22 protein-coding genes are annotated in these 22,615 nt (G+C 64.2%); 11 read left to right on the top strand and 11 right to left on the bottom strand.

The window, feature by feature from the left end:
* Positions 1-22 precede the first annotated feature (22 nt).
* Positions 23-1,864: a DNA mismatch repair endonuclease MutL gene (gene mutL / locus OU426_RS15725; RefSeq protein WP_267635019.1), complete on the top strand. Its 1,842-nt coding sequence runs from the start codon at positions 23-25 to the stop codon at positions 1,862-1,864.
* The gene (locus OU426_RS15730; protein ID WP_267635020.1) at positions 1,861-3,027 is read left to right on the top strand and encodes a DNA recombination protein RmuC; all 1,167 of its coding nucleotides are present in this window, start codon (positions 1,861-1,863) and stop codon (positions 3,025-3,027) included. Before mutL ends, OU426_RS15730 begins: the two co-directional genes overlap by 4 nt.
* Positions 3,028-3,171: 144 nt before the next feature.
* On the opposite strand, the gene OU426_RS15735 is transcribed toward OU426_RS15730, so the two are convergent.
* Together OU426_RS15735 and argH are read right to left on the bottom strand one after the other, a co-directional pair.
* Entirely contained in the window at positions 3,172-3,342 is a 171-nt protein-coding gene (locus tag OU426_RS15735) for a hypothetical protein (RefSeq protein WP_267635021.1), read from the bottom strand.
* Positions 3,339-4,742 (bottom strand): argininosuccinate lyase, encoded by a 1,404-nt coding sequence (gene argH, locus OU426_RS15740; protein WP_267635022.1) that lies wholly within the window; start codon positions 4,740-4,742, stop codon positions 3,339-3,341. The genes OU426_RS15735 and argH overlap by 4 nt, the downstream gene beginning before the upstream one ends.
* Positions 4,743-4,764: 22 nt before the next feature.
* Between argH and OU426_RS15745 the strand changes: the two genes are divergently transcribed.
* On the top strand, positions 4,765-5,337 hold the full coding sequence (locus OU426_RS15745) for a TlpA disulfide reductase family protein (RefSeq protein WP_267635023.1): 573 nt from the start codon (positions 4,765-4,767) through the stop codon (positions 5,335-5,337).
* Between the two features lie 118 nt (positions 5,338-5,455).
* A complete protein-coding gene (locus OU426_RS15750; protein ID WP_267635025.1) occupies positions 5,456-6,265 on the top strand; it encodes a division plane positioning ATPase MipZ in 810 nt (269 codons plus the stop codon).
* 21 nt (positions 6,266-6,286) lie between these two features.
* Here OU426_RS15750 and OU426_RS15755 read toward each other — a convergent pair whose 3' ends face one another.
* Positions 6,287-6,451 carry a hypothetical protein gene (locus OU426_RS15755; protein ID WP_267635026.1) on the bottom strand — a complete coding sequence of 55 codons (165 nt, stop codon included), beginning with the start codon at positions 6,449-6,451 and terminating at the stop codon, positions 6,287-6,289.
* 327 nt (positions 6,452-6,778) lie between these two features.
* Between OU426_RS15755 and OU426_RS15760 the strand changes: the two genes are divergently transcribed.
* The 5 genes from OU426_RS15760 (at position 6,779) to OU426_RS15780 (ending at position 12,309) form a co-directional block, all read left to right on the top strand.
* Positions 6,779-8,395 (top strand): peptide ABC transporter substrate-binding protein, encoded by a 1,617-nt coding sequence (locus tag OU426_RS15760; protein WP_267635027.1) that lies wholly within the window; start codon positions 6,779-6,781, stop codon positions 8,393-8,395.
* Positions 8,396-8,475: 80 nt separating this feature from the next.
* The gene (gene oppB, locus OU426_RS15765) at positions 8,476-9,399 is read left to right on the top strand and encodes an oligopeptide ABC transporter permease OppB (protein ID WP_267635028.1); all 924 of its coding nucleotides are present in this window, start codon (positions 8,476-8,478) and stop codon (positions 9,397-9,399) included.
* A gap of 3 nt (positions 9,400-9,402) precedes the next feature.
* Positions 9,403-10,329 carry an ABC transporter permease subunit gene (locus OU426_RS15770; protein WP_420712606.1) on the top strand — a complete coding sequence of 309 codons (927 nt, stop codon included), beginning with the start codon at positions 9,403-9,405 and terminating at the stop codon, positions 10,327-10,329.
* A 1-nt stretch (position 10,330) separates the two neighbouring features.
* Positions 10,331-11,299 (top strand): oligopeptide/dipeptide ABC transporter ATP-binding protein, encoded by a 969-nt coding sequence (locus tag OU426_RS15775; RefSeq protein ID WP_267635029.1) that lies wholly within the window; start codon positions 10,331-10,333, stop codon positions 11,297-11,299.
* Entirely contained in the window at positions 11,296-12,309 is a 1,014-nt protein-coding gene (locus OU426_RS15780; protein ID WP_267635030.1) for an oligopeptide/dipeptide ABC transporter ATP-binding protein, read from the top strand. The genes OU426_RS15775 and OU426_RS15780 overlap by 4 nt, the downstream gene beginning before the upstream one ends.
* A gap of 94 nt (positions 12,310-12,403) precedes the next feature.
* Here OU426_RS15780 and ychF read toward each other — a convergent pair whose 3' ends face one another.
* Together ychF and rsgA are read right to left on the bottom strand one after the other, a co-directional pair.
* Positions 12,404-13,501: a redox-regulated ATPase YchF gene (gene ychF / locus OU426_RS15785; RefSeq protein WP_267635031.1), complete on the bottom strand. Its 1,098-nt coding sequence runs from the start codon at positions 13,499-13,501 to the stop codon at positions 12,404-12,406.
* A gap of 74 nt (positions 13,502-13,575) precedes the next feature.
* Positions 13,576-14,622, bottom strand: coding sequence for a ribosome small subunit-dependent GTPase A (gene rsgA, locus OU426_RS15790; RefSeq protein ID WP_267635032.1), 1,047 nt, complete (start codon positions 14,620-14,622; stop codon positions 13,576-13,578).
* Between the two features lie 288 nt (positions 14,623-14,910).
* On the opposite strand from rsgA, the gene trpA reads away from it, so the two are divergent.
* Complete coding sequence (trpA, locus tag OU426_RS15795; RefSeq protein ID WP_267635033.1) at positions 14,911-15,702, top strand: tryptophan synthase subunit alpha; 792 nt, start codon at positions 14,911-14,913, stop codon at positions 15,700-15,702.
* Positions 15,703-15,910: 208 nt separating this feature from the next.
* A complete protein-coding gene (locus OU426_RS15800; protein WP_267635034.1) occupies positions 15,911-17,074 on the top strand; it encodes an alpha-hydroxy acid oxidase in 1,164 nt (387 codons plus the stop codon).
* Here the strand turns inward: OU426_RS15800 and OU426_RS15805 are convergent.
* The 6 genes from OU426_RS15805 to tmk all read right to left on the bottom strand — a co-directional run bounded on the left by OU426_RS15805 (position 17,065) and on the right by tmk (position 22,609).
* Positions 17,065-18,228 carry an MFS transporter gene (locus OU426_RS15805; RefSeq protein ID WP_267635035.1) on the bottom strand — a complete coding sequence of 388 codons (1,164 nt, stop codon included), beginning with the start codon at positions 18,226-18,228 and terminating at the stop codon, positions 17,065-17,067. The genes OU426_RS15800 and OU426_RS15805 overlap by 10 nt on opposite strands.
* 72 nt (positions 18,229-18,300) lie before the next feature.
* A complete protein-coding gene (locus tag OU426_RS15810) occupies positions 18,301-19,239 on the bottom strand; it encodes an AEC family transporter (protein ID WP_267635036.1) in 939 nt (312 codons plus the stop codon).
* The gene (locus OU426_RS15815; protein ID WP_267635037.1) at positions 19,239-20,036 is read right to left on the bottom strand and encodes an MBL fold metallo-hydrolase; all 798 of its coding nucleotides are present in this window, start codon (positions 20,034-20,036) and stop codon (positions 19,239-19,241) included. Before OU426_RS15815 ends, OU426_RS15810 begins: the two co-directional genes overlap by 1 nt.
* Position 20,037: 1 nt before the next feature.
* The gene (locus OU426_RS15820; protein ID WP_267635039.1) at positions 20,038-20,853 is read right to left on the bottom strand and encodes a TatD family hydrolase; all 816 of its coding nucleotides are present in this window, start codon (positions 20,851-20,853) and stop codon (positions 20,038-20,040) included.
* A 6-nt stretch (positions 20,854-20,859) separates the two neighbouring features.
* Entirely contained in the window at positions 20,860-21,990 is a 1,131-nt protein-coding gene (locus OU426_RS15825; RefSeq protein WP_267635040.1) for a DNA polymerase III subunit delta', read from the bottom strand.
* The gene (gene tmk / locus OU426_RS15830) at positions 21,983-22,609 is read right to left on the bottom strand and encodes a dTMP kinase (protein WP_267635041.1); all 627 of its coding nucleotides are present in this window, start codon (positions 22,607-22,609) and stop codon (positions 21,983-21,985) included. Before tmk ends, OU426_RS15825 begins: the two co-directional genes overlap by 8 nt.
* Positions 22,610-22,615: the final 6 nt, after the last annotated feature.

Below are 22,615 nucleotides of genomic sequence, written 5' to 3' on the forward strand. Positions count from 1 at the left end.
GACCCATGCTAAAGCTTGGGGCATGAATGCCCAAGACCCCAACATGCACGATTCCCGGCCCGTGATCCGCCAGCTTGATGAAGCTGCGGTCAACCGGATTGCGGCGGGCGAGGTGGTGGAGCGCCCCGCTTCGGCCGTGAAGGAGCTGGTGGAGAATGCACTCGATGCAGGGGCTGGCCGGGTGGATGTAGCCTATGCCGATGGCGGCAAGACCCTGATCCGGGTGACGGACGACGGTTGCGGCATGACGGCCAAAGACCTGCCGCTCGCGCTCGCGCGCCACGCGACCTCGAAGATCGACGGCTCGGACCTTCTGAACATCCACACGTTCGGCTTCCGGGGCGAGGCGCTGCCCTCGCTCGGCGCGGTCGGGCGGCTGAAGGTGACCTCGCGTGCCGCGGGGCAGGAGGCGGCAGAGATCGCGGTCAACGGCGGGCGCGATGTACCGGTGCGGCCGGCAGCGCTGGCGCGCGGCACGGTCGTGGAGTTGCGCGACCTCTTCTTCGCCACGCCCGCGCGGCTTAAATTCCTGCGCAGCGACCGGGCAGAGGCGCAGGCGATCGGCGATGTGGTCCGGCGGCTCGCCATGGCGGAGCCGTCGGTGGCCTTCACCCTGCGGGATATCTCTGGCGGGGGCGAGGGCAGGCTTATCTTCCGCGCCGACGCCGAACAAGGCGACCTCTTCGATGCGCTGCGCCTGCGGCTTCGCGCACTCATCGGTGCCGATTTCGCCGAAAATGCGCTCAGGATCGAGGCGGAACGCGAGGGCATCAGCCTGACCGGCTATGCCGCGCTGCCGACCTATTCGCGGGGCGCGGCGGTCGAGCAATATCTCTTCGTGAACGGCCGCCCGGTGCGCGACAAGCTTCTTCTCGGCGCACTCCGCGCCGCCTATCAGGACGTGCTGCCCCGCGACCGACATCCGGCGGCCTGCCTGTTCCTGACCCTCGATCCGACGCGGGTCGACGTGAACGTCCATCCGGCGAAGGCCGAGGTCCGGTTCCGCGAACCGGCCATCGCGCGGGGCCTCATCGTTTCGGCGCTCCGCCATGCGCTCGCTGAAGGCGGGCATCGCGCCTCTTCGACAGTTGCGAGCCTGACGCTTGGCGCCATGCGGCCCGAACCAATGGCACCGCGCCTCTGGCAGAGCGGGCGGCCGAAGGCCGCGGTGCTCGACCGCAGCCTGGCCTTTCAGGCACCGCTCGCCTCCGGCTTCGCGGAAGCCTCTGCGCGGTACGAGCGGGCCGAAGAGCCGCCGCAGGCGGACGACGAGGCGCCCGCCGCGCATCCTCTGGGCGCGGCGCGGGCGCAGCTGCACGAGAATTACATCATCGCCCAGACTGAAACCGGGATCGTGATTGTCGATCAGCATGCGGCGCATGAACGGCTGGTCTATGAACGGCTGAAGGCCCAGAGGGCCGAACGCGCCGTCGCGGCGCAGGCGCTGCTGATCCCGGAGATCGTCGAGCTTTCCGCCGGCGACGCGGCGCTGATCCTTGACCATGCCGAAGCGCTCGACAGCCTCGGGCTTTCGGTCGAACCCTTCGGCGGCAGTGCCGTCGCCGTCCGCGCGACGCCTGCAATCCTCGGGCCCCTGTCCGCCGCCGATCTTTTGCGCGACATCCTCGACGAACTTGCCGACGAAGGCGAAAGCCGCACGCTTGGCGCGCGGATCGACGCGATCCTTTCCCGCATGGCCTGCCATGGCTCGATCCGTTCCGGCCGCCGGATGGGGCCCGCGGAGATGAACGCGCTTCTGCGCGAGATGGAGGCGACGCCCCTTTCCGGCCAGTGCAACCATGGGCGGCCGACCTATGTGGAACTGAAGCTTTCCGATATCGAAAGGCTGTTCGGGCGGACATGATCACGATCTTCGGCCAGACTTATGCTTTCGACGATCCGAAGGTGATCGCGGCGCTCGTGGGGGCGGCACTCCTCCTCGCGCTTTTCACCCTCCTTTTCCTCACGCTCCGCTCCGCCGTCCGCGCCTCGCGGCTCTCCGAGCCGCTCTTGCACCAGATGGGCGCTCTTGGCCAAAGGGTGCAGTCGCTGTCGGATGGCCAGCATCAGCTTGCGGGTGGTCTCAACCATGTGTCCGAGGCCTCCGCCGCAGCGCAGGCGAAGCTTCTGCAGCTGATGGAGGCGCGGCTGGCGGATGTGTCGCGCGGGATGACCGAGACGCTGCACGGCACCGCCACCCGCACCGCGCGCTCGTTGGGCGAGTTGCAGCAGCGGCTGGAGACGATCGACAAGGCGCAGGCCAATATCGAGAAGCTTTCCGGGAACGTCCTGTCACTGCAGGACATCCTCTCGAACAAGCAGACCCGCGGCGCCTTCGGGGAAATCCAGCTCAACGATATCGTCACCAAGGCGCTGCCGTCGGACGCCTATGCCTTTCAGGCGACGCTGTCGAACGGCCGCCGCGCCGATTGCCTTATCCATTTGCCGAACCCGCCGGGGCCGATCGTCATCGATTCCAAGTTCCCGCTGGAAGCCTATGAGGCGCTGCGCCGGGCCGGGAACAATGCCGAGCTGATCGAGGCGCAACGGATGATGCGGATCGCGGTCCGCAACCATATCAAGGCCATTGCCGAACGTTACCTGATCGAGGGCGAAACCGCCGACGGCGCGCTGATGTTCCTGCCGTCAGAGGCGGTCTATGCCGAACTGCACGCGAATTTCCCCGAACTGGTGCGCGAAGGCTTCGCGGCCAAAGTTTGGATCGTGTCGCCCACCACCTGCATGGCCACCCTGAACACGATGCGCGCGATCCTGAAGGATGCGCGGATGCGCGAACAGGCGGGCGCGATCCGCAAGGAACTGGCGCTTCTGCACGGCGATGTGGAACGGCTTTCGGAGCGCGTCCAGAACCTCGACCGACATTTTGGTCAGGCGGCGAAGGATATCGAGGAGATCAAGATCTCCGCCGACAAGGCCGGGAAACGCGCCCACAGGCTCGATAATTTCGATTTCGAGGAGATCGCCGCGCCGGAGGCGCCGCGCGTCGTGCCGTTGGTGAAGGGCTGAGGGGTCAGGACCCGCCGACGATTCCGACCTTAGCGGTGCCGGTGATGGTTACGCCCGGTTTCTGCGCAGGCGCAGTGGGTCGCCCGTCCGCGCCGCAGGCGGCGAGAAGGCCGAGAATCAGAAGGCTGGAAGCTATTTTTGCACTCATTGCGAGATCGTCACTCCGACTCCCAAAAGGTTTGTCCTGACCGACGGGGCGACCTTCACCCCGTCCGGCGTGAGGCGGACATTGGCATGGGCGCGCGGCTGGGAACAGGCGGCAAGAGCCGCCAGACAGGCGATCGGCAGAAGCGCGCTCAACCTGAAACAGATCATCCGATCTGCTTCTTCCAGCGGGCGATCTGGGCGCGAACCTGTGCGGGCGCGGTGCCACCATAGCTTTGCCGCGAGGCGACCGAATTATGGACGCCGAGTACCGAATAGATTTCCTGCGTGATGCCGTCATGGACAGAATTCATCTCGGCAAGGCTCAGATCGGGCAGGTCGCAGACCTTCTTTTCGGCCAAAGCCACCAGCGACCCGGTGACATGGTGCGCCTCGCGGAAGGGCAGACCGAGCGAGCGGACGAGCCAGTCGGCGAGGTCGGTCGCGGTCGAGAAACCGCTGGAGGCCGCTTTTTCCAGACTGGCGCGGTTCGCCGTCATGTCGGCCACCATTCCGGTCATCGCCGCAAGCGCCAGCATCAGCGTATCGGCGGCATCGAAGACCTGTTCCTTGTCCTCCTGCATGTCCTTGGAATAGGCCAAGGGCAGACCCTTCATCACGGTGAAGAGGGCGATGGTCGAGCCGAGGATACGGCCGATCTTGGCCCGGATCAGCTCCGCCGCGTCGGGGTTCTTCTTCTGCGGCATGATCGAGGAGCCGGTCGAGAAGCGATCCGAAAGCGTGACGAAGCGGAACTGGGCCGACGACCAGATCACCAGCTCTTCGGCGAAGCGCGACAGATGGACGGCGCAGATGGACGCCGCCGACAGGAATTCCAGCGCGAAGTCGCGGTCACTGACCGCATCCAGCGAATTTGCCATCGGGCGGTCGAAACCCAGCGCCTTCGCCGTCATATGCCGGTCGATGGGGAAGCTGGTGCCCGCCAGAGCCGCCGCGCCAAGTGGGCACTCGTTCATGCGCGCCCGCGCATCGCGGAACCGGCCCCGGTCGCGCGCGAACATCTCGACATAGGCCATCATGTGATGGCCCCAGGTCACCGGCTGTGCGGTTTGCAGGTGGGTGAAGCCCGGCATGACCCAATCGGCGCCCGCCTCGGCCTGCGCGAGAAGCGCGACGATAAGCGCGCCGAGCGCCTCGTCGGCCTGATCGCACTGATCGCGGACCCACAGCCGGAAATCGGTCGCCACCTGATCGTTCCGCGACCGCGCCGTATGAAGCCGCCCGGCCGGTTCGCCGATCACCTCTTTCAGCCGCGCCTCGACATTCATGTGAATGTCCTCAAGCGCCGTCCTGAACTCGAACTTTCCGCCCTCGATCTCTGACAAGACCGTGAGCAGCCCTTCCCCGATCGCGTCGGCGTCCTTATCAGTAAGGATGCCATTAGCCGCGAGCATCGCGGCATGGGCGCGGCTGCCGGCGATGTCCTGGGCGTAGAGCCGCCGGTCGAACGAGATCGAGGCATTAATCGCCTCCATGATCGCGTCCGGCCCGGCGGCGAAACGCCCGCCCCACATCGCATTCGCGGCCTTGGAGGTTTTCTGGTCGGTCATGGCCGGCCCTTTCGGAGGTATCATGCGGTTTCTCGTCCGGTTCGTCCTCTACACGGCCCTCGCATTCGGTGCAAACGGAGCCCGCGCGGAAATGGCGCTGGATAGACCCGCCGAGGCGCTTCAGCCCTTCGCGACCGGCGGCATGGCGCGGCTGGTTCCGGCAGAGGCGCCGCTGCCCCTGCCAGAGGCGGCGCTCATTGATGAAACCGACGCGCCGCGCAGCCTTGGAGAATTCAAGGGCAAGGTCATCCTCGTGAACTTCTGGGCGACCTGGTGCGCGCCCTGCCGGGCGGAGCTTGCCTCGCTCGACCGGCTTGATGCGGCGCTTGGCGGCGAGGATTTCGCGGTCGTCACCATTGCCACCGGTCGCAATCCCCTGCCTGCCATCGACAAGCTCTTCGCAGAAGAAGGCATCACCCGCCTGCCGATCCTGCGCGACCCGGACATGACCTTCTCGCGCGCCTCGGGCGTTCTCGGCCTGCCGGTCAGCCTGATCGTTGACCGGGAGGGCCGAGAGATTGCGCGCCTGACGGGTGATGCGGTCTGGGACGGGCCGGAGGCGCAGGCGCTGATCAAGGCCCTGATCGCCCCCTGATCGCGCGAACCAGACCCATTTCCTTTCGGGAAGGGCGCCAAAACCCTTTCCTTCGCAGCTTTCTGATCATAGAGAGCAGACGTTGGCATGAGGGGGCCGATACAAGCGAAGGGCGAACATGGCGCATATCATCGTCGTGGGAAACGAAAAGGGCGGGTCGGGCAAATCGACCACATGCATGCATGTGGCGACCGCGCTTTGCCGCATGGGGCACCGGGTCGGCGCGCTTGACCTCGACCTGCGCCAGCGCAGCTTCGGGCGCTATGTCGAGAACCGGCTGGCCTACCTGCGCAAGGAAGGCCTCAGCCTGCCCACCCCCGATTACCGCGATCTGCCCGAAGTGGATCAGGCGGCACTTGCCCCCGGCGAGAACGCCTTCGACCGGCGGCTTTCCGGCGCGGTTGCGGGGCTGGAGCGGGATTGCGACTTCATCATCATCGACTGCCCCGGCAGCCATACGCGGCTAAGCCAGGTTGCCCATTCGCTGGCCGACACGCTGATCACGCCTTTGAATGACAGTTTCATTGACTTCGACCTTCTGGCGCGGATCGACCCTGACACCAGCCGCGTGACTGGCCCTTCGATCTATTCTGAAATGGTCTGGTCGGCGCGCCAGCTGCGGGCGCGGGCAGGGCTGAAGCCCATCGATTGGATCGTGCTGCGGAACCGTCTTGGGGCGCAGCAAATGCATAACAAGAAGAAGGTGGGCGAGGCGCTGGAGCAACTGTCGAAGCGCATCGGTTTCCGCGTGGCGCCGGGATTTTCCGAGAGGGTGATCTTCCGCGAGCTTTTCCCGCGGGGCCTGACGCTTCTCGACCTGCGCGATGTGGGGGTCGAGAGCCTGAACATCTCGAACGTCGCAGCGCGTCAGGAAGTACGCGACCTGATGAAGGCGCTGGAGTTGCCCGGCGTCACAATCAACTTCTGACGGCCGGACAGCGCAATCTCTTCAGGCGGCCATACGGGCGCGGCGGAACAGGTCGGGCTGTGCCTTGGCCGGGCGGCGACGGCGCTGCTCGGCCTTTTCAAGGGACTGGAGGCGCAGTTCAAATGTATCAGCCTCTTCGGACTTGCGGCGCGCAAAGGGCGCCAGAAGCATAGTCAGAATTTTCATTTCAATCCGCCTTTCTGCGCCCCTGAGCCAGTTCTACTCGCCGGAAATGGCCCAAAAATGGCAGAGATCGGGCCGATTGGGACCATTGTGCGAATGGATTGTTTTCAGGGAATCAACTCGCAAGTGGACGCTAGGTAATCCTGAACCGTCGCAAACAGGACATCCGACCTCTAGCGCAATCTGACCGATCCCTCCGTCATATTGACGCGAGGTTTGCGGCAGACTGCACCGAAATATGCTTGTCACCCCGCGTGAGGCGACTACTCTCCTCCCACTTTCGCCATGCGGGACAGGCAGGCGACCCACCAGATAACAAGGGAGGCCCCTATGAAACAGAGGCTGCTACTTTCCACCATTCTCAGTGCCACGCTCGCCATTCCGGCGGTTGCCGCGAACGTGCCGGAGGGCACCGCGCTGGCCGAGAACCAGGCCTACAATTACTGGATGCTCGACGCGATCAAGTCGCTCGACCCGCAGATCGTTTCCTCGGTCGAGGACAGCGACGCGGTCCGTTCGCTCGTCGAAGGGCTCTATAACGAGGATGGTGACGGCAATCTGGTGCCGGGCGTCGCGCTCAGCCACGACATTTCCGAAGACCTGACCACCTACACCTTCCACCTGCGCCCCGAGGCGAAATGGTCAAACGGCGATCCGGTGACCGCAGGTGACTTCGTCTATGCCTGGCGCCGCCTGGCCGATCCGGCGACCGCGTCGGAATATGCCTGGTACATGGAGCTGATGCAGGTTGTGAACGGTGCCGAGATCACCGCGGGCGAGAAGAAGCCCGAGGAACTGGGCGTCACCGCGATCGACGATCATACGCTGGAAGTGAAGATCCTCGCGCCGCTGCCCTATTTCCCGAAGATGCTGACCCATACGTCGGTCTTCCCGGTCAACCAGAAGGTGGTTGAACAATTCGGCGCCGACTGGACCAAGCCCGGCAATTTCGTCGGCAACGGCGCCTATACGCTGAAGGACCATATCGTCGGCGAAAAGATCGTGATGGAGAAGAGCGACAGCTACTGGGATGCCGCCCATACCGTCATGTCGCCGGTCACCGGCCTGACGATCAACGACGAGAACGCGGCTCTGACCCGTTACGAAGCCGGCGAGCTTGACCGCACCACCGTTCCGGCCGGCCAGTATCCGCGCCTGAAGGAAGAGTTCCCGGACGAGGCGACCTCGACGCCCTATTCCTGCTCCTACACCTATATCTTCAACCTCGCCGAAGGTAAGGGCAACGAAGCACTGAAGGATGTCCGCGTCCGCGAGGCACTGTCCTATGCGCTCGACCGCGACATCGTGGTGAACAACATCCTGCAGGGCGGCCAGAAGCCTGCCTACAGCTGGACCCACTGGGCGATGAACGGCTTCACCATGCCCGACATCGACTATTCGCACTGGACCCAGGCCGAGCGCGACGAAAAGGCCAAGGCGCTGCTGGCGGAAGCCGGTTTCGGCCCGGAAAACCCGCTGAAGATCACACTGAACTACAACACCTCGGAAGCCCACCAGAAGATCGCGGTCGCCGTCCAGCAAATGTGGAAGCAGAAGCTCGGCGTCGAAATGACCCCGCAGAACTTCGAATGGAAGGTCCACACCGACAAGATGAATGCCGGCGACTTCGAAATGGCCCGCTACGCCTGGTGCGCGGACTATAACGAGGCCTCGACCTTCCTCGACCTCTGGGCCAGCTATTCGGGCAACAACGATGCGAAATATTCGAACGCCGAATATGACGCGCTGCTGAAAGACGCCAAGACCGCGGCCGATCCCGGCCCCGATTACACGAAGGCCGAGGAAATCCTGGCCAAAGACATGGCGATCATCCCGATCTACCACTACGCCAAGGTCGACATGATCAAGCCGGACCTCAAGGGCCTGCCGCAGAACAACGTGCAGCAGACCTGGTACGCCAAAGACCTCTACCGCGTCGCCCAGTGATCATCTGATCTTCTGACCGAGGCGGCCCCCGAACCCCGGGGGCCGCTTTCGGCCATTTCCCGTGCGCATGGGGGTCTTTCATGTTTTCCTACATCATCAAGCGTCTGGTGGTGGCCATCCCGACACTCCTTGTCCTGATGGTCCTCTCCTTCCTTCTGATGCACGCCGCCCCGGGCGGGCCCTTCACCTATGAAAAGAAGCTGCCCCCGGAAGTGCTGGCGAACCTCAACGCCAAATACGGCCTTGATCAACCGCTCTGGCGGCAGATGGTTTCTTACGTCTGGGGGATCATCGCCCATTTCGATTTCGGCCCCTCCTTCGTCTACAAGGACCGCGATGTGAACGAGATCATCGCCCAGGGCTTCCCGGTCACGCTGCACTATGGCTCGATCGCCTTCGTGGTCGCCGTGGTCAGCGGCGTTCTGCTCGGTGTCATCGCCGCGATCCGCCAGAATACCTGGATCGACTATATCGCCGTCGGTATCTCGATCGGCGCGCAGGTGCTGCCGAATTTCGTGATGGCGCCGATCCTCGTCCTTGTCTTCGCACTCTGGCTCGGCTGGTTGCCCGCCGGCGGCTGGGAGGGCGGCGAGTTGAGCCATGTCATCCTGCCAGTCATCGCGCTGGCGACCAGCTACATGGCCTCGATCGCCCGCATCACGCGCTCCTCGATGCTGGAGGTCCTGACCTCGAACCATGTCCGCACCGCCCGCGCCAAGGGCCTGCCGGAACACAAGGTCATCCTGCGCCATGCGCTGAAACCTTCGCTCATCCCGGTGATTTCCTACCTTGGACCGGCGTTCGTGGCGATGATCACCGGATCGGTCGTCGTCGACATGTATTTCTCGACCGGCGGCATCGGAAAGGCCTTCGTCGACAGTGCCTTGAACCGCGACTACGCGGTGATGATGGGCATCACGCTTCTCGTCGGCTTCCTCACCATCATCTTCAACCTACTGGTCGATATCCTCTACGCCTGGATCGACCCCAAGATCAGGTATTGAGCCATGGTTCTGTCAGCAATCGACATGGGCGCGCTGGCCGAACGGCTGGCGATGGACGAGGTCAAGGGCCGCTCGCCCTGGACCGACGCACGCATCAGGTTCATGAGAAATAAGGCAGCGGTTGCCGGGATGTTCCTTCTCATCATTGTTTCGGCGTTCGCTTTCTTTGGCGAGATGTTTGCGGTCAGCACATACGACTACATTGACTTCTCTCGAAGCGGCGACGTGCTTCACCTCGGACGACCGTCCTTGGCGTCTGGAAATTACTTCGGCCTGGACGACCAAGGACGGGATCTTTTCGCGCGCACGGCACAGGGCACGCGAATATCCATCATCGTCGGACTTGTCGGTGCGTCGATCTCGGTGATCGTCGGTACCTTGTACGGCGCTGTCTCGGGCTATGTTGGCGGCCGCACTGACCAGATCATGATGCGCATAGTCGATATCCTGTTGGCGATCCCGTTTATGTTCGTCATCATTCTTCTGCTCGTCATGTTCGGACGTTCGCTCAGCATGCTGTTTCTGGGCATCGGGCTGCTGTCCTGGCTGTCAATGGCGCGGATCGTTCGCGGCCAGACGCTCACCCTGAAAAACAGGGAGTTCATTCAGGCAGCACAGGCGGCAGGGGTTCGTGGGTTCACAATTATCTTGCGACATATCGTGCCGAACCTTCTGGGTATCGTCGCGGTCTATGCCACGCTTCTTGTGCCCGAAATGATCCTGACGGAAAGTTTCATCTCGTTCCTTGGCCTCGGCGTGCAGGCACCCTTGACCTCCCTTGGCGATCTTATTTCCCAAGGTGCAAAAAACATGCGCTACGGCACGATTTGGCAACTCCTATTCCCGCTCGCCTTCTTCATGGTGACCATGTTCGCCTTCTTCTTCGTCGGCGACGGTCTGCGCGACGCGCTCGATCCCAAGGACCGCTGACATGGCACTTCTCGATATCAAGGATCTGAAGGTCCGCTTCCAGACCAACGATGGCGTGGTGAATGCCGTGAACGGCATTACGCTGTCGCTCGAACGGGGCGGCGCGCTCGGCATCGTGGGCGAAAGCGGGTCGGGCAAGAGCCAGCTTGCCTTCGCAGTGATGGGGCTTCTTGCCAAGAACGGCCGCGCGACCGGATCGGTCACCTTCGACGGGCAGGAGATCCTGAATGCCGCGCCATCTGTCATCAACCGGGTGCGCGCCAACAAGATCGGCATGATCTTTCAGGATCCGATGACCTCGCTCAATTCCTACATGCGGGTATCGGATCAGATGATGGAGGTACTTCTCCATCACAAGGGCATGTCGAAGGCTGATGCGGCCAAGGAATGTATCCGCATGCTCGACGCGGTGAAGATCCCCGATGCGGCGGGCCGCTTCCGGCTTTACCCCCACGAATTTTCCGGCGGCATGCGGCAGCGGGTGATGATCGCGATGGCGCTTCTGTGCAAGCCCGACCTTCTGATCGCCGATGAGCCCACGACCGCGCTGGACGTCACCGTGCAGGCGCAGATCATGCAGCTTCTGGGCGAGTTGCGCCGCGAGTTTGGCATGGCCACGATTCTCATCACTCACGACCTTGGCGTCGTGGCGGGCTTCTGCGACGAGGTTATGGTGATGTATGGCGGCCAGGTGATGGAGAAAAGCCCGGTCGATCCGGTCTTTGCCGCGCCCTCACATCCCTATACGCGCGGTCTGTTGCACGCCCTGCCGCGCGTCGATCAGGAGGGCGAGGAACTGGCATCTATCCCCGGCGCGCCACCCAACATGATGCGGGCACCGAAGGGCTGCCCCTTCGCGCCCCGCTGCGAATTCGAGATCGAACGCTGCACCGTCGAACTTGATCCCTTGACCGAATTCACCCCCGGCCGCTTCCGGGCCTGCAACCGCAAGGTGGAGGAACTGGCATGACCCGCCCCCTGTTGAAGGTAGAGGACCTGCGCGTCACCTTCCACATCCGCCGCGAGGGCGACATGCCCTGGACGAAGCCGCGTGAACTGCACGCGGTGGGAGGCGTGAATTTCGAACTGATGCCGGGCGAGACGCTGGGTATCGTCGGCGAATCCGGCTGCGGTAAGTCGACGCTCGCCCGGGCGATCATCCAGATGGTTCCGGCCTCGGGCAAGGCGGTCTGGGAAGATGGCGTCGACCTCCTGTCGCTCTCGCCCCACCAGATGCTGAAATACCGCTCCGACATCCAGATGGTGTTCCAGGACCCGCTGGCGAGCCTCAACCCCCGCATGACGGTCGGGCAGATCATCTCTGAGCCATTGGTCACGCACCATCCCGGCCTTTCGAAAGACGAGGTGAAGCTGCGCGTCAAGGCGATGATGGACAAGGTCGGGCTTCTGCCAAACCAGATCAACCGCTATCCGCACGAGTTCTCCGGCGGCCAGTGCCAGCGGATCGGCATCGCCCGCGCCCTGATCGTCGAGCCGAAGCTACTGATCTGCGACGAACCTGTCTCGGCGCTCGACGTCTCGATCCAGGCGCAGGTCATCAACCTGCTGATGAAGCTGCAGCGCGAGCTTGGCCTTGCCATGATCTTCATCGCCCATGACCTGAGCGTGGTGAAACACATCTCCGACCGAGTGATGGTGCTCTATCTCGGTCGCACGATGGAAGTGGCGACGAGTGGTGATCTCTACAGCTCGCCGCAGCATCCCTATACCCAGGCGCTCCTCTCTGCCGTCCCGATCCCCGATCCCGCGGCGGAACGCGCAAAGCACATGATCCCGCTTGAAGGCGATCTGCCTTCGCCGCTCCGGCCGCCGTCGGGCTGCGTCTTCCGCACCCGCTGCCCGCGCGCCGAGGCCCGCTGCGCCGCCGACGCGCCGCGCCTGAACCCGGGCGATCATCAGGTGGCCTGCCATTTCCCCGGACCGCTCGCAGAAACCGTCAAGGCGATGGAAGAGGTGTGACGGTACGGCCGAAAAATCTTCGCGAAGATTTTTCGGCCCGACGCGCGCCCGATGCGGAAAAATCTTCACGAAGATTTTTCCGCCGAAGCTTCGTTCAGGCGTTGAAGAGGAAATGCAGGACGTCGCCGTCCTTTACTTCGTAATTCTTGCCCTCGACGCGGAACTTGCCCGCCTCGCGCGCGCCCGCCTCGCCGTTGCCGGCGACATAATCGTCATAGGCGACGGTTTCGGCCCGGATGAAGCCGCGCTCGAAATCACCGTGGATCACGCCCGCGGCCTGCGGCGCCAGCGTGCCCTTCTCGATCGTCCAGGCGCGGGCTTCCTTCGGCCCCACAGTGAAATAGGTCTGCAGCCCCAGAAGGTCGTAGCCCGCGCGGATCAGCCGGTCGAGGCCCGCTTCGTGCAGGCCCATCTCCTCAAGGAACATCGCCGCATCCTCGGCGGGCATCTGCGCCAGTTCTTCCTCGATCCTCGCAGATATCACCACATGTCCCGCACCCTGCCGCGCTGCCATCTCTGCCACGCGCGCCGACTGGCTGTTGCCGGTCGCAGCCGAGGCTTCCTCGACATTGCAGACGAAGAGAACCGGTTTCGAGGTCAGAAGCTGCAGCATCGCCCAGGGCTTCCGGTCGTCTTCGCTGACCTTCACAGTCCGTGCGGGCTGACCGCTTTCCAGTGCGGCAAGCGCCGCCTTCATCAGCCGTTCCTGCGCCACCGCCTCCTTGTCGCCGCCCTTGATCTTGCGCGCGATATTGGCAAGGCGCCGCTCGATACTTTCCATATCGGCGATCATCAACTCGGTCTCTATCGTCTCCGCATCCGCCACCGGGTCGATCCGGCCCTCGACATGGGTGATGTCGCCATCCTCGAAGCAGCGCAGCACATGGGCAATGGCGTCCACTTCGCGGATATTCGCCAGGAACTGGTTGCCCAGACCTTCGCCCTTCGAGGCGCCGCGCACCAGACCCGCGATATCGACGAAGGTGATCCGCGTCGGGATGATCTGCTTCGAGCCTGCGATGGCCGCAAGCTTGTCCAGCCGCGCGTCCGGCACCGCCACCTCGCCCACGTTGGGCTCGATGGTGCAGAAGGGAAAGTTCGCCGCCTGCGCCGCTGCCGTGCGGGTCAGGGCGTTGAAAAGGGTCGACTTGCCGACATTCGGCAGACCGACGATACCCATCCTGAAACCCATCGCGTGCTCCTGTAGAAAGACGCGAGCGATCTAGTCCACCGGGCGCGAAGATGGAAGGGTTTCCTTGGCCTGCCTCATGTTTCCTCCCACCGGCCGCGCTTCTTCTTCGTGATATCGCGCGTCATCCGCCCGAACTGGCGCGACTTTGCCCGAAGGTCGGCGACCGAGGCGCTGTTCCAGCGATCCTCGCGTTCGAGCTTCTGCCAGCGTTTCAGGCGGGCGGAATCGATGGTGCCCTCCTCAATCGCCGCGCGGACAGCGCAGCCGGGTTCGGCCTCGTGCCGGCAGTTTGAAAAGCGGCATTGACGTGCCAGTTCGGCAAGGTCGCTGAATGTGGCCTCGATCCCCTCCGCCACATCCGAAAGCCGCAGTTCCCGCATGCCGGGCGTGTCGATCAGCCAAGAGCCGCCCAGAGCGGGCATCAGCGCGCGCGCGGTCGTCGTATGGCGCCCCTTCGCGTCGTCTTCGCGAATGGCCGCCGTTACGAGCGCGCGGCCGGTTAGTGCCGCAGCAAGCGTTGATTTGCCGACACCGGACGACCCGAGAAAGCACAAGGTCCGCCCCCGACCACACCACGGCGCCAGTCTTTCGGACAGATCCGGCGCCAAGGCATCGACGGCCAGGGCGGGAACGTCCCTCGCGACAGGGCGCAGCCTGTCCAAATAGGGTGCGGGGTCGTCGAGGTCGGCCTTGGTCAGCACGATCACTGGCTCGATCCCGCCGCTAAAGATCAGCGCAAGGTAGCGCTCGATCCGCGCGATATTGAAATCAGCGTTACAGGAAGTCGTCAGGAAGGCCGTGTCGACATTCGCAGCGATCAGCTGCTGCCGTGCGGTTTCGCCCGCCGCGCGCCGGGCCAGACAGGTGGTGCGGTCCAGCAGGCGGTCGACCATCCGGCGACCCTCGTCACAGATCAGCCAGTCGCCGACCGCGACCGAGCCCGAGGACAGAGAGGGAGGCAGCGTTAGCGAAAGTGGCCCCTTCGTCGATAGTGCAACCAGCCTGTCACGATGCACTTCGGCCACCCGCGCCGGCAGGCGGGTTTCAAGTTCGGCTAACGAGAGTTGGCCGAGCAGCAGGTTGGTCCAGCCAAGATCGGCCAGCGTTGAGTGTGAAGTCATGGGATGCCCCTGAAGAATGCTGAAACGGCGCCGCGCGTTGATCGCGGCCGCCAGACGGGTCATCGGGGCAATGGCGAAGCGGACGCCTCAGGTCCGCGCCCCGGCGCGGCGAATGACAATGGCCTTCATGACATCCTCCTCTGCCGGGTTCACATTCATCGCCACGTTAGTCCAATCGCCTCGCTAACTCAACAGCGCTCCGCCACAGTGGCGGAGAAGCGAAACCCCAAGCCCCATTGCCTTTCGCCGCGCTTTTCTGCAAGACCGGTTGGACGCGAGGAGTGACAGATGACCCGGATCGACCAGAAGTTTGCTTCCCTGAAAGCGGAAGGAAAGAAGGCTTTCGTCGCCTATATCATGGCAGGCGATCCCGATCTCGCGACCTCGCTCGCGCTGATGAAGGGCCTGCCTGCGGCAGGGGTCGATGTGATCGAGCTCGGCATGCCCTTTACCGATCCGATGGCTGATGGCCCGACGATCCAGCTGGCCGGGCAGCGCGCGCTTGAGGGCGGCCAGACGCTGCAGAAGACGCTCGACATGGTGGCGGAGTTCCGCAAGGGGGACAGCACCACCCCGATCGTTATGATGGGCTATTACAATCCGATCTTCTCGCGCGGCGTTGATACTTTCTTGAAAGATGCCAAGGCCGCGGGGGTCGACGGGCTGATCGTCGTCGATCTGCCGCCCGAAGAGGATGACGAGCTTTGCATTCCGGCGCAGAAGGCAGGGCTCAACTTCATCCGCCTCGCGACGCCGACCACCGACGACAAGCGCTTGCCGAAGGTGCTGCAGAACACCTCGGGCTTTGTTTATTACGTCTCGATCACCGGCATCACCGGTGCCGCCGCTGCCCAAGCGGGCGACGTGGGGCCCGAGGTCGCGCGCATCAAGGCCGCGACCGATCTGCCGGTCATCGTGGGCTTCGGCATCCGTACGCCAGAGACGGCGCGCGCCATCGCCTCGGTGGCGGATGGCGCGGTTGTCGGTTCGGCCATCGTGAAGATGGTCGAGGAAAAACGCCCGGTGCCCGAAGTCCTTGCCTTCGTGAAGGGCCTCGCCGACGGCGCCCATTCTGCCTGACAGCCGGAAAACCCGCGAAACAGTTACAACCATCGCCCACCCGAGTGGCTTTCGCGTTACGCGAAAGCCACGAGAGACAGGCTTGCGCCCGGAACGGGCGCTCCGCCGGATCACGGTCAGCCCCAAACAAACCGACGTGCGCCAAAGGGCATTGCGCGAAATCGCCAAAATTGGTAATCGAAAATTACCAATTTCATCGGAGTCGCCCATGCCCGTGATCACCTGCATCGACGATCTGAAACATCTGCACCGCCGCCGCGCGCCGAAGATGTTCTTCGATTACTGCGAAAGCGGCAGCTATACCGAACAGACTTTCCGGGAAAATACCTCCGATTTCTCGGAAATCCGCCTGAAGCAGAAGGTCGCGGTCGATATGCTTGGCCGCTCGACAGAAACGACGATGCTCGGCCAGAAGGTTGCAATGCCGCTCGCTCTGGCGCCCGTGGGCATGGCGGGCATGCAGTGCGCGGACGGCGAGATCAAGGCGGCGCGCGCCGCCGAACGGTTCGGCGTGCCTTTCACGCTTTCCACCATGTCGATCTGCTCGATCGAGGATATTGCAGCCCATACAAGCGCGCCCTTCTGGTTCCAGCTCTATGTGATGAAGGACGAGGAGTTCGTCGCGGGCGCCATCGAACGCGCCAAGCGCGCGGGCTGCTCGGCGCTTGTCCTCACGCTCGATTTGCAGATCCTCGGCCAGCGTCACAAGGATCTGAAGAACGATCTGACCGCCCCGCCGCGCCTGACGCTGAAGAACCTGATCAACCTCGCGACCAAACCGCACTGGGTCGCCGGCATGGCGATGACCCGGCGCCATACGTTCCGCAATATCGTCGGCCATGCAAAGGGCGTCGCTGACCTGCGGTCGCTGATGAGCTGGACCAACGAACAATTCGATCCGCAGCTCGACTGGGGTAAGATCGCCAAGATCCGCGACATGTGGGGCGGCAAGATGATCCTCAAGGGGATTCTAGACCCCGACGATGCCCGCCGCGCAGCCGATTTCGGCGCCGATGCGATCCTTGTCTCAAACCATGGCGGGCGACAGCTCGACGGTGCGCTTTCCTCGATCCGCATGCTGCCTGAAATCGTGAAGGCGGTGGGCGACCGGACGGAGATCTACCTCGACAGCGGTGTGCGCTCGGGCCAGGACATATTGAAGGCCGTCGCCATGGGCGCACGCGCCTGTTTCATTGGGCGGTCCTACATCTACGGCCTCGGCGCGATGGGCGAGAAGGGTGTGACCAAGGCGCTCGAGATCCTGCAGAAGGAGTTCGATATCACCATGGCGCTCTGCGGCGAGAAATCGCCCGCGGGCCTCGGTCGCCACAACCTTCTGATCCCGAAAGGCTTCGAGGATCGCTATGCTTGAGCGCGGGCAAGCACTGGGCTTCGCCCCAAAAGCGTGACGGCTGGCAGGGCCAAGACCAGAAGGAGCGCGATCAGGAGGAAGGCCGCGCGCAGGCCCGCGAGTTCTGACACCTGTCCCATCAGCGTCGGACCAACGAAAAAGCCTGTGAAGCCGATCATCCAGGCGCGCGAGATCGCCCAGCCGCGATCGGCGGCGCGCACGCGCTTGCCGAGAAGCGAATTGACCGAGGGCACCGCGACCGCGACGCCCAGACCCAGTAGTGCAACGCCCGCGAGCGCCAGCGCGACGGAGGGCGCGAGTGCCAGAAGCGTTGCGCCCAAGATACCGACCAGCGTCGAGGCAAAGATCAGACCGGCCTCGCCCAACCTCTGTGCCGCGATCTGTCCCGAAAGCCGCCCGATCCCCATCGTCAGGCCCAGCATCATCGGGCCGAAGCCGCCATTGCCCGCGGCACCGCCCAAGGTCCGCTCGATATGGAGCGCCGACCAACTATCGCAGGCATTCTCGGCCACGAATGTGATAAAGAGCACCGCCGCCGCGAGGGCGACTGGCCGTCCCAGACCGACATGCCCGCCAGTGTCCGCCCCGGTCTTCGGCACTGCCCAATCATGCGCCTCGCGCATGATCCATCCCAGCACGAGGATCGCCGCCGCGAAGATCGGGAAGGCGGACGCGGCAGGCACCGCGTCGCGCCGCAAGAGGCTCGCCACAAGCGCCGCCGCCGCGAAGGCAAAGGAGAAGGCGGCGTGATTGACATTCATCAGATGGCGTCCGCTCTGCTCCTCAAGGTCCGAAATCCGCATGTTCGAACCGATATCCACAAGAGAGACAGCCACGCCCATGAAGAAAAGCGCGGCACCAAGCGCGGGAACCGTCGTGGCAAGAAGCGGAAAGAAGTAGGCGAGCGCCAGGAGGATCGCGGAGGCGGGCAGCAGGCGGCGGCCGAAGCGGCCGACAAGGGCGGGGGCGAAATACATGGCAAGGATGCCGCCCGCCGCAGGTGCGAGCAGCGCCGCGCCGAAGGCTGCATCGCTTGCGCCGACCTGCGCCTTTATTTCGGGCACATAGGCTGCGAAGCCGCCCCAGAAGACCCCCACGGCGGCAAGGCCCGCCATGGGCGCGCGCGACAGTCTCGTGGCCTCTAAGATAGACATGCGCACCTCCGGTCAGCCTTTCGCTATCCCGGAAACGTCTGCGCGGCAACAGGCGGCAAGATGCGCCCCGCCTCAGGGCAGGACATGCAGCCAGAACCAGACTGTGAGGATCGACAGCGCCGTGGACAGAAGCACCGCCGTCGCCGCCACCCGCTTGGCTACACCATACATGTTGGCGAAGAGATAGGCATTGATCCCTGGCGCCATCGAGGCCGTCACCACGACCGACCGCAGCGCTGCCGTATCGAGCCCGAAGACCCGTGCGCCGAGAAGCCAACCGATGCCCGGATGCAGCAACAACGAACAAGTGGCAATCATCGCCACCAGCCGCAGATCGCCCTCGGGCCGGTAGCGCACCATGACCCCGCCGAGACCGAAAAGCGCCGCAGGCAGGCCCGCGCGCGCCAGCATATCGATCCCGGCCCAGGCCGGCTCCGGCAGGGGGTTGCCAGACAGGTTCACCGCGAAGCCAAGCGTGATGCCGATCACCAAGGGGTTGGTGACGATCCCACGGAAGATCTGCCGCGCGATCTGAAGGACCGGCAGGCCGATTCCGTGGGCTCGCGTCAGTTCCATCATCGTGATGCCGAACGCATAAAGCATCGGCGCATGGATCGAGATGATCGCATAATTGCCTGAAAGCGCCGCTGCGCCATAAGCACGCTCAGTGATCGGGAGGCCCAGAAGCAGCGAGTTTGAAAAGAGGCAGGCAAAGCCGATTGCCACAGCATCCGGTCCCGGCCGCCCGAAGAGGAACCGCGCCCCAAGTGCACCTATCGTGAAACTGGTGAAGGCGCCCGCGTAAAAAGAGATCATCAGCCCGGGGTCGTAGGCGCTTGAAAGATCAAGCTGCGCCACGCCCTTGAAGAGCACACAAGGGACCGCGAAATTCTGGGCAAACCGCATCAGCGCATCGACGGCGCGATCCTCGAAGAGGCCGAGGCGGGTCGCTAGGTAACCCGCCCCCATCACCAGAAAGACCGGCAGGATGACCTCGAAAAGCGCCTGCATCAGGCCTCCAGCTCGATCACCATGCCGTCATAGGCGGCATCGACATGGGCGGGCGTTTCCGCTTCGACCGCCGCATGATCCAGATCGTTGTGCATGTTGGTCAGGACCGCGCGGGCAGGTTTCATGCGCGCGATCCACTCAAGCGCCCGGTCGAAATGGAAATGCGTCGGATGCGGCTTGCGGCGCAGCGCGTCGAGGATCCAGACCTTGAGCCCTTGCAGATGCGGCAGTGCCGCGTCGGGAATGGCAGAGACATCGGGCAGATAGGCCAGATCGCCGATCCGGAAACCCAGAGCCTCGATATCGCCATGCTCGACATGGAAGGGCGTGAGATGGATGGCGCCGCCTGCGCCCGTGATCTCGAACGGTCCCTTGATCGTGTGCATGTCGCAGATCGGCGGGTAGGACGAGCCTTCGGGCTGCACGAAGGCATAGCCGAAGCGGTTGAAAAGCGCCTCCTGCGTCGGCGGGTCGGCCCAGACCGGCATATGGCGGCGGCTGAGGATCACCAACTGGCGGATATCGTCAAGGCCATGGACATGATCGGCATGGCTATGGGTATAGACGACCGCGTCCAAAGCCGAGACGCCCGCATCAAGAAGCTGCGCCCGCATGTCGGGCGACGTGTCGATCAGGACGGAAGTGCGGCCTTCGTCGGTGATCCGCTCGACCAGAAGCGAACAGCGGGTCCGGCGGTTCTTCGGGTTCGTCGGATCGCAATCACCCCACAGCCCGCCGATCCGCGGCACGCCGCCTGACGATCCGCAACCGAGGATGGTGAAGCGAAGCCGCGCCATCTCAGGCCGCCTTTCGCTGCAGTGCGGCCTTGGTGAAGAGCCGCTCGAAATTCGCCTCCGTCTGTTGGGCGAAGTCCGCAATCGACAGGCCGTAAACCCCGGCGCCTACTTTCGCCGTATGGGCGGTGTAGGCCGGTTCGTTCCGCTTGCCGCGATGGGGCGGCGGCGCCAGATAGGGCGCGTCGGTTTCCAAGAGGATGCGATCGACCGGGGCGGCGGCGAAGATGTCGCGCAGCTCCTGGCTTTTCGGGAAGGCGGCGATGCCGGACATGGAAAGATAGAAGCCAAGGTCGAGCGCGGCTTTCGCGAGCCCCGCGCCCGAGGAAAAACAGTGCATCACGCATGTGTAAGCGCCGTTGCGATATTCCGCGGTCAGGATCCGCGCCATGTCGTCATCCGCCGCGCGGGCGTGGATGATGAGCGGCAGGCCGGACTGCCGCGCCGCCTCGATATGGATACGCAGGCTCGCCCGCTGCTGGTCGGCGCTTTCGGCGGTGTAATGGTAATCGAGCCCGGTCTCGCCTATGCCCACGCATTTGGGATGGGCGGCGACCGACAGCAGCCCCTCGACCGTCATCGGCGGCTCTTCGGTGACGCTCATCGGATGAATGCCGAAGGCGAAGAACACGGTGTCATGCGCCTCGGCGATGGCGCGGACGGTGTCAAGGCTGCGCTGGCGGGTGCAGATCGTCACCATCCGGTGGACGCCTGCCGCCTTCGCGCGGGCCACGATCTCTGCCCGCTCGCCCTCGAAATCAGGGAAATCGAGGTGACAATGGCTGTCGGTGATCAGGGGGGCAGTCGTGTGGCCAGTCATTCTCGCTCACCTCAGGGCAAGCGCGCCTGCCGTCTGGTCGATCCTGAAGATCATATCGAGGAGAAGGGCGGCAGGGTCAAGGTTGACGGCGCGCCCGTGGCGGGCGCGGGCGCCGAGCGTCTGGTGCAGGTCGGCCCAGGCGCGGGCAGCCGCAGGATGGGGCGAGAGGCGCGCAAGAAGCGCCGCCTCGCCCGGTGCCGCTTCCGGGCCCGCGATCCCGGTCACTCCGGCCCGGGCGAGACGGGCAAGGAAGAGGTCCATGAGCGCAATGAGAAGGTCGAGCCGCGTTTCCGCACCGCCCCGCTGCGCAGCACTTTCGGCAAGCTTCAAAGCCGCCGGACGGTCGAGGCGCGGCAGGCTGGCGAAGAGCACGACGATCTCCTGATAGGCGTCCAGCCCGCCCTGATTGACAAGCCGGACCGCCTCGCCCGCCGAACCGGCTGAAAGGACGGAAAGTCTGCTGGCATCCCCCTCTGCCCCCGCACTCGCCAGCGCCTGAGCGAGTTCTTCAGAGCCAAGCGGCGCCAGCCTAAGCTCGCGGCAGCGCGAGCGGATCGTCGGCAGAAGCCGCGAGGGCTGGTGCGCGACAAGAAGAAGTGTGGCGCCCTCTGGCGGCTCCTCCAGAAGCTTCAGAAGCGCGTTGGCGGCGGCGATGTTCAACTCGTCCGCCGCATCGACGATCACCACCCGGCGCCCGCCGTCGGCGGAGGAGAGATGCAGGAAGCTTTTCAGCTTTCTCACCTCGTCCACCCGGATCTCCGCCGACAGCCGATCACCCTTGTCGTTCGGCCCGCGCCTGAGAACGAAAAGCCCCGGTTCCGCCCCCGCCCGCATCCGCCTTGCCGTCGGATGGTCGGGCGGAATGTCCAGCGTCACGGGCGCCGGGGCCGGATCGCCGAAAAGCCCGCCGACCGCGTCCGGTGGTGTCGCCAGAAGGAACCGCGCAATCCGCCAGGCGAGCGTCGCCTTGCCCACGCCGCGCGGCCCGGTCAGAAGCCAGCCATGGTGCAGGCGGCCGGTCGCATAGGCTTCAAGAAAGGCCGCTTCCGCCGCGCCCTGGCCGTAGAGATGCTCGGTCTCGCGCGGGTGTGGCGCGCCCTCGACCCGGTCGGGTTCGGGAAGCGTGACCTCAGTCATAGTCCGGCCCGGCGAGCGCGGAGAGCGCCATCGCCGCGATGTCGGTCGCGACTGCCTCTGCCGCGCGGGCGCCGTCGATCACATGGAAGCGCAGGCGGAACTCGGCGGCGAGCGCCAGAAAGCCCGCCCGCATCTGCCGCTGCATGTCGAGGCCCATATCCTCGAACCGCTCTTCATGGCCGTTTCGCCCCTTGGCGCGGGACAGGCCGACCTCGGGGTCGATGTCGATCAGGAATGTCAGGTCGGGTTCACGACCGATCATCATCTGGTGCAGCCGGTCGACGGTGGGCCGAAGATCGCCGCGCGACAGGCCCTGATACATGCGCGTGGAGTCTGCGAACCGGTCTGAGATTACCACCTTTCCCGCCGCCAGAGCCGGTTCGATCGTGCGTTCCAGATGGTCGCGGCGGGCAGCGGTGAAGAGCAGGATTTCCGTCTCTGCCGACCAGCGATCCGGGTCGCCTTCAAGCACCAGTCGGCGGATTTCCTCGGCGCCGGGGCTTCCGCCTGGCTCACGGGTCAGGATGACCTCATGGCCCGCCTCACGTAGCGTTTCGGCCAGAAGCCGCGCCTGCGTGCTTTTGCCCGATCCGTCGATCCCTTCGAAGGTGATGAACATGCGTGG

It is taken from the genome of Frigidibacter sp. RF13, from assembly GCF_026626305.1.
GTDB lineage: Bacteria > Pseudomonadota > Alphaproteobacteria > Rhodobacterales > Rhodobacteraceae > TMP-24.

What these genes read in the sequence shown, in the direction of transcription:
- mutL (WP_267635019.1), top strand. Translation starts at nt 23, where the DNA reads ATGAATGCCCAAGACCCCAACATGCACGATTCCCGGCCCGTGATCCGC.
- OU426_RS15730 (WP_267635020.1), top strand. Translation starts at nt 1,861, where the DNA reads ATGATCACGATCTTCGGCCAGACTTATGCTTTCGACGATCCGAAGGTG.
- OU426_RS15735 (WP_267635021.1), bottom strand. Translation starts at nt 3,342, where the DNA reads ATGATCTGTTTCAGGTTGAGCGCGCTTCTGCCGATCGCCTGTCTGGCG.
- argH (WP_267635022.1), bottom strand. Translation starts at nt 4,742, where the DNA reads ATGACCGACCAGAAAACCTCCAAGGCCGCGAATGCGATGTGGGGCGGG.
- OU426_RS15745 (WP_267635023.1), top strand. Translation starts at nt 4,765, where the DNA reads ATGCGGTTTCTCGTCCGGTTCGTCCTCTACACGGCCCTCGCATTCGGT.
- OU426_RS15750 (WP_267635025.1), top strand. Translation starts at nt 5,456, where the DNA reads ATGGCGCATATCATCGTCGTGGGAAACGAAAAGGGCGGGTCGGGCAAA.
- OU426_RS15755 (WP_267635026.1), bottom strand. Translation starts at nt 6,451, where the DNA reads ATGAAAATTCTGACTATGCTTCTGGCGCCCTTTGCGCGCCGCAAGTCC.
- OU426_RS15760 (WP_267635027.1), top strand. Translation starts at nt 6,779, where the DNA reads ATGAAACAGAGGCTGCTACTTTCCACCATTCTCAGTGCCACGCTCGCC.
- oppB (WP_267635028.1), top strand. Translation starts at nt 8,476, where the DNA reads ATGTTTTCCTACATCATCAAGCGTCTGGTGGTGGCCATCCCGACACTC.
- OU426_RS15770 (WP_420712606.1), top strand. Translation starts at nt 9,403, where the DNA reads ATGGTTCTGTCAGCAATCGACATGGGCGCGCTGGCCGAACGGCTGGCG.
- OU426_RS15775 (WP_267635029.1), top strand. Translation starts at nt 10,331, where the DNA reads ATGGCACTTCTCGATATCAAGGATCTGAAGGTCCGCTTCCAGACCAAC.
- OU426_RS15780 (WP_267635030.1), top strand. Translation starts at nt 11,296, where the DNA reads ATGACCCGCCCCCTGTTGAAGGTAGAGGACCTGCGCGTCACCTTCCAC.
- ychF (WP_267635031.1), bottom strand. Translation starts at nt 13,501, where the DNA reads ATGGGTTTCAGGATGGGTATCGTCGGTCTGCCGAATGTCGGCAAGTCG.
- rsgA (WP_267635032.1), bottom strand. Translation starts at nt 14,622, where the DNA reads ATGACTTCACACTCAACGCTGGCCGATCTTGGCTGGACCAACCTGCTG.
- trpA (WP_267635033.1), top strand. Translation starts at nt 14,911, where the DNA reads ATGACCCGGATCGACCAGAAGTTTGCTTCCCTGAAAGCGGAAGGAAAG.
- OU426_RS15800 (WP_267635034.1), top strand. Translation starts at nt 15,911, where the DNA reads ATGCCCGTGATCACCTGCATCGACGATCTGAAACATCTGCACCGCCGC.
- OU426_RS15805 (WP_267635035.1), bottom strand. Translation starts at nt 18,228, where the DNA reads ATGTCTATCTTAGAGGCCACGAGACTGTCGCGCGCGCCCATGGCGGGC.
- OU426_RS15810 (WP_267635036.1), bottom strand. Translation starts at nt 19,239, where the DNA reads ATGCAGGCGCTTTTCGAGGTCATCCTGCCGGTCTTTCTGGTGATGGGG.
- OU426_RS15815 (WP_267635037.1), bottom strand. Translation starts at nt 20,036, where the DNA reads ATGGCGCGGCTTCGCTTCACCATCCTCGGTTGCGGATCGTCAGGCGGC.
- OU426_RS15820 (WP_267635039.1), bottom strand. Translation starts at nt 20,853, where the DNA reads ATGACTGGCCACACGACTGCCCCCCTGATCACCGACAGCCATTGTCAC.
- OU426_RS15825 (WP_267635040.1), bottom strand. Translation starts at nt 21,990, where the DNA reads ATGACTGAGGTCACGCTTCCCGAACCCGACCGGGTCGAGGGCGCGCCA.
- tmk (WP_267635041.1), bottom strand. Translation starts at nt 22,609, where the DNA reads ATGTTCATCACCTTCGAAGGGATCGACGGATCGGGCAAAAGCACGCAG.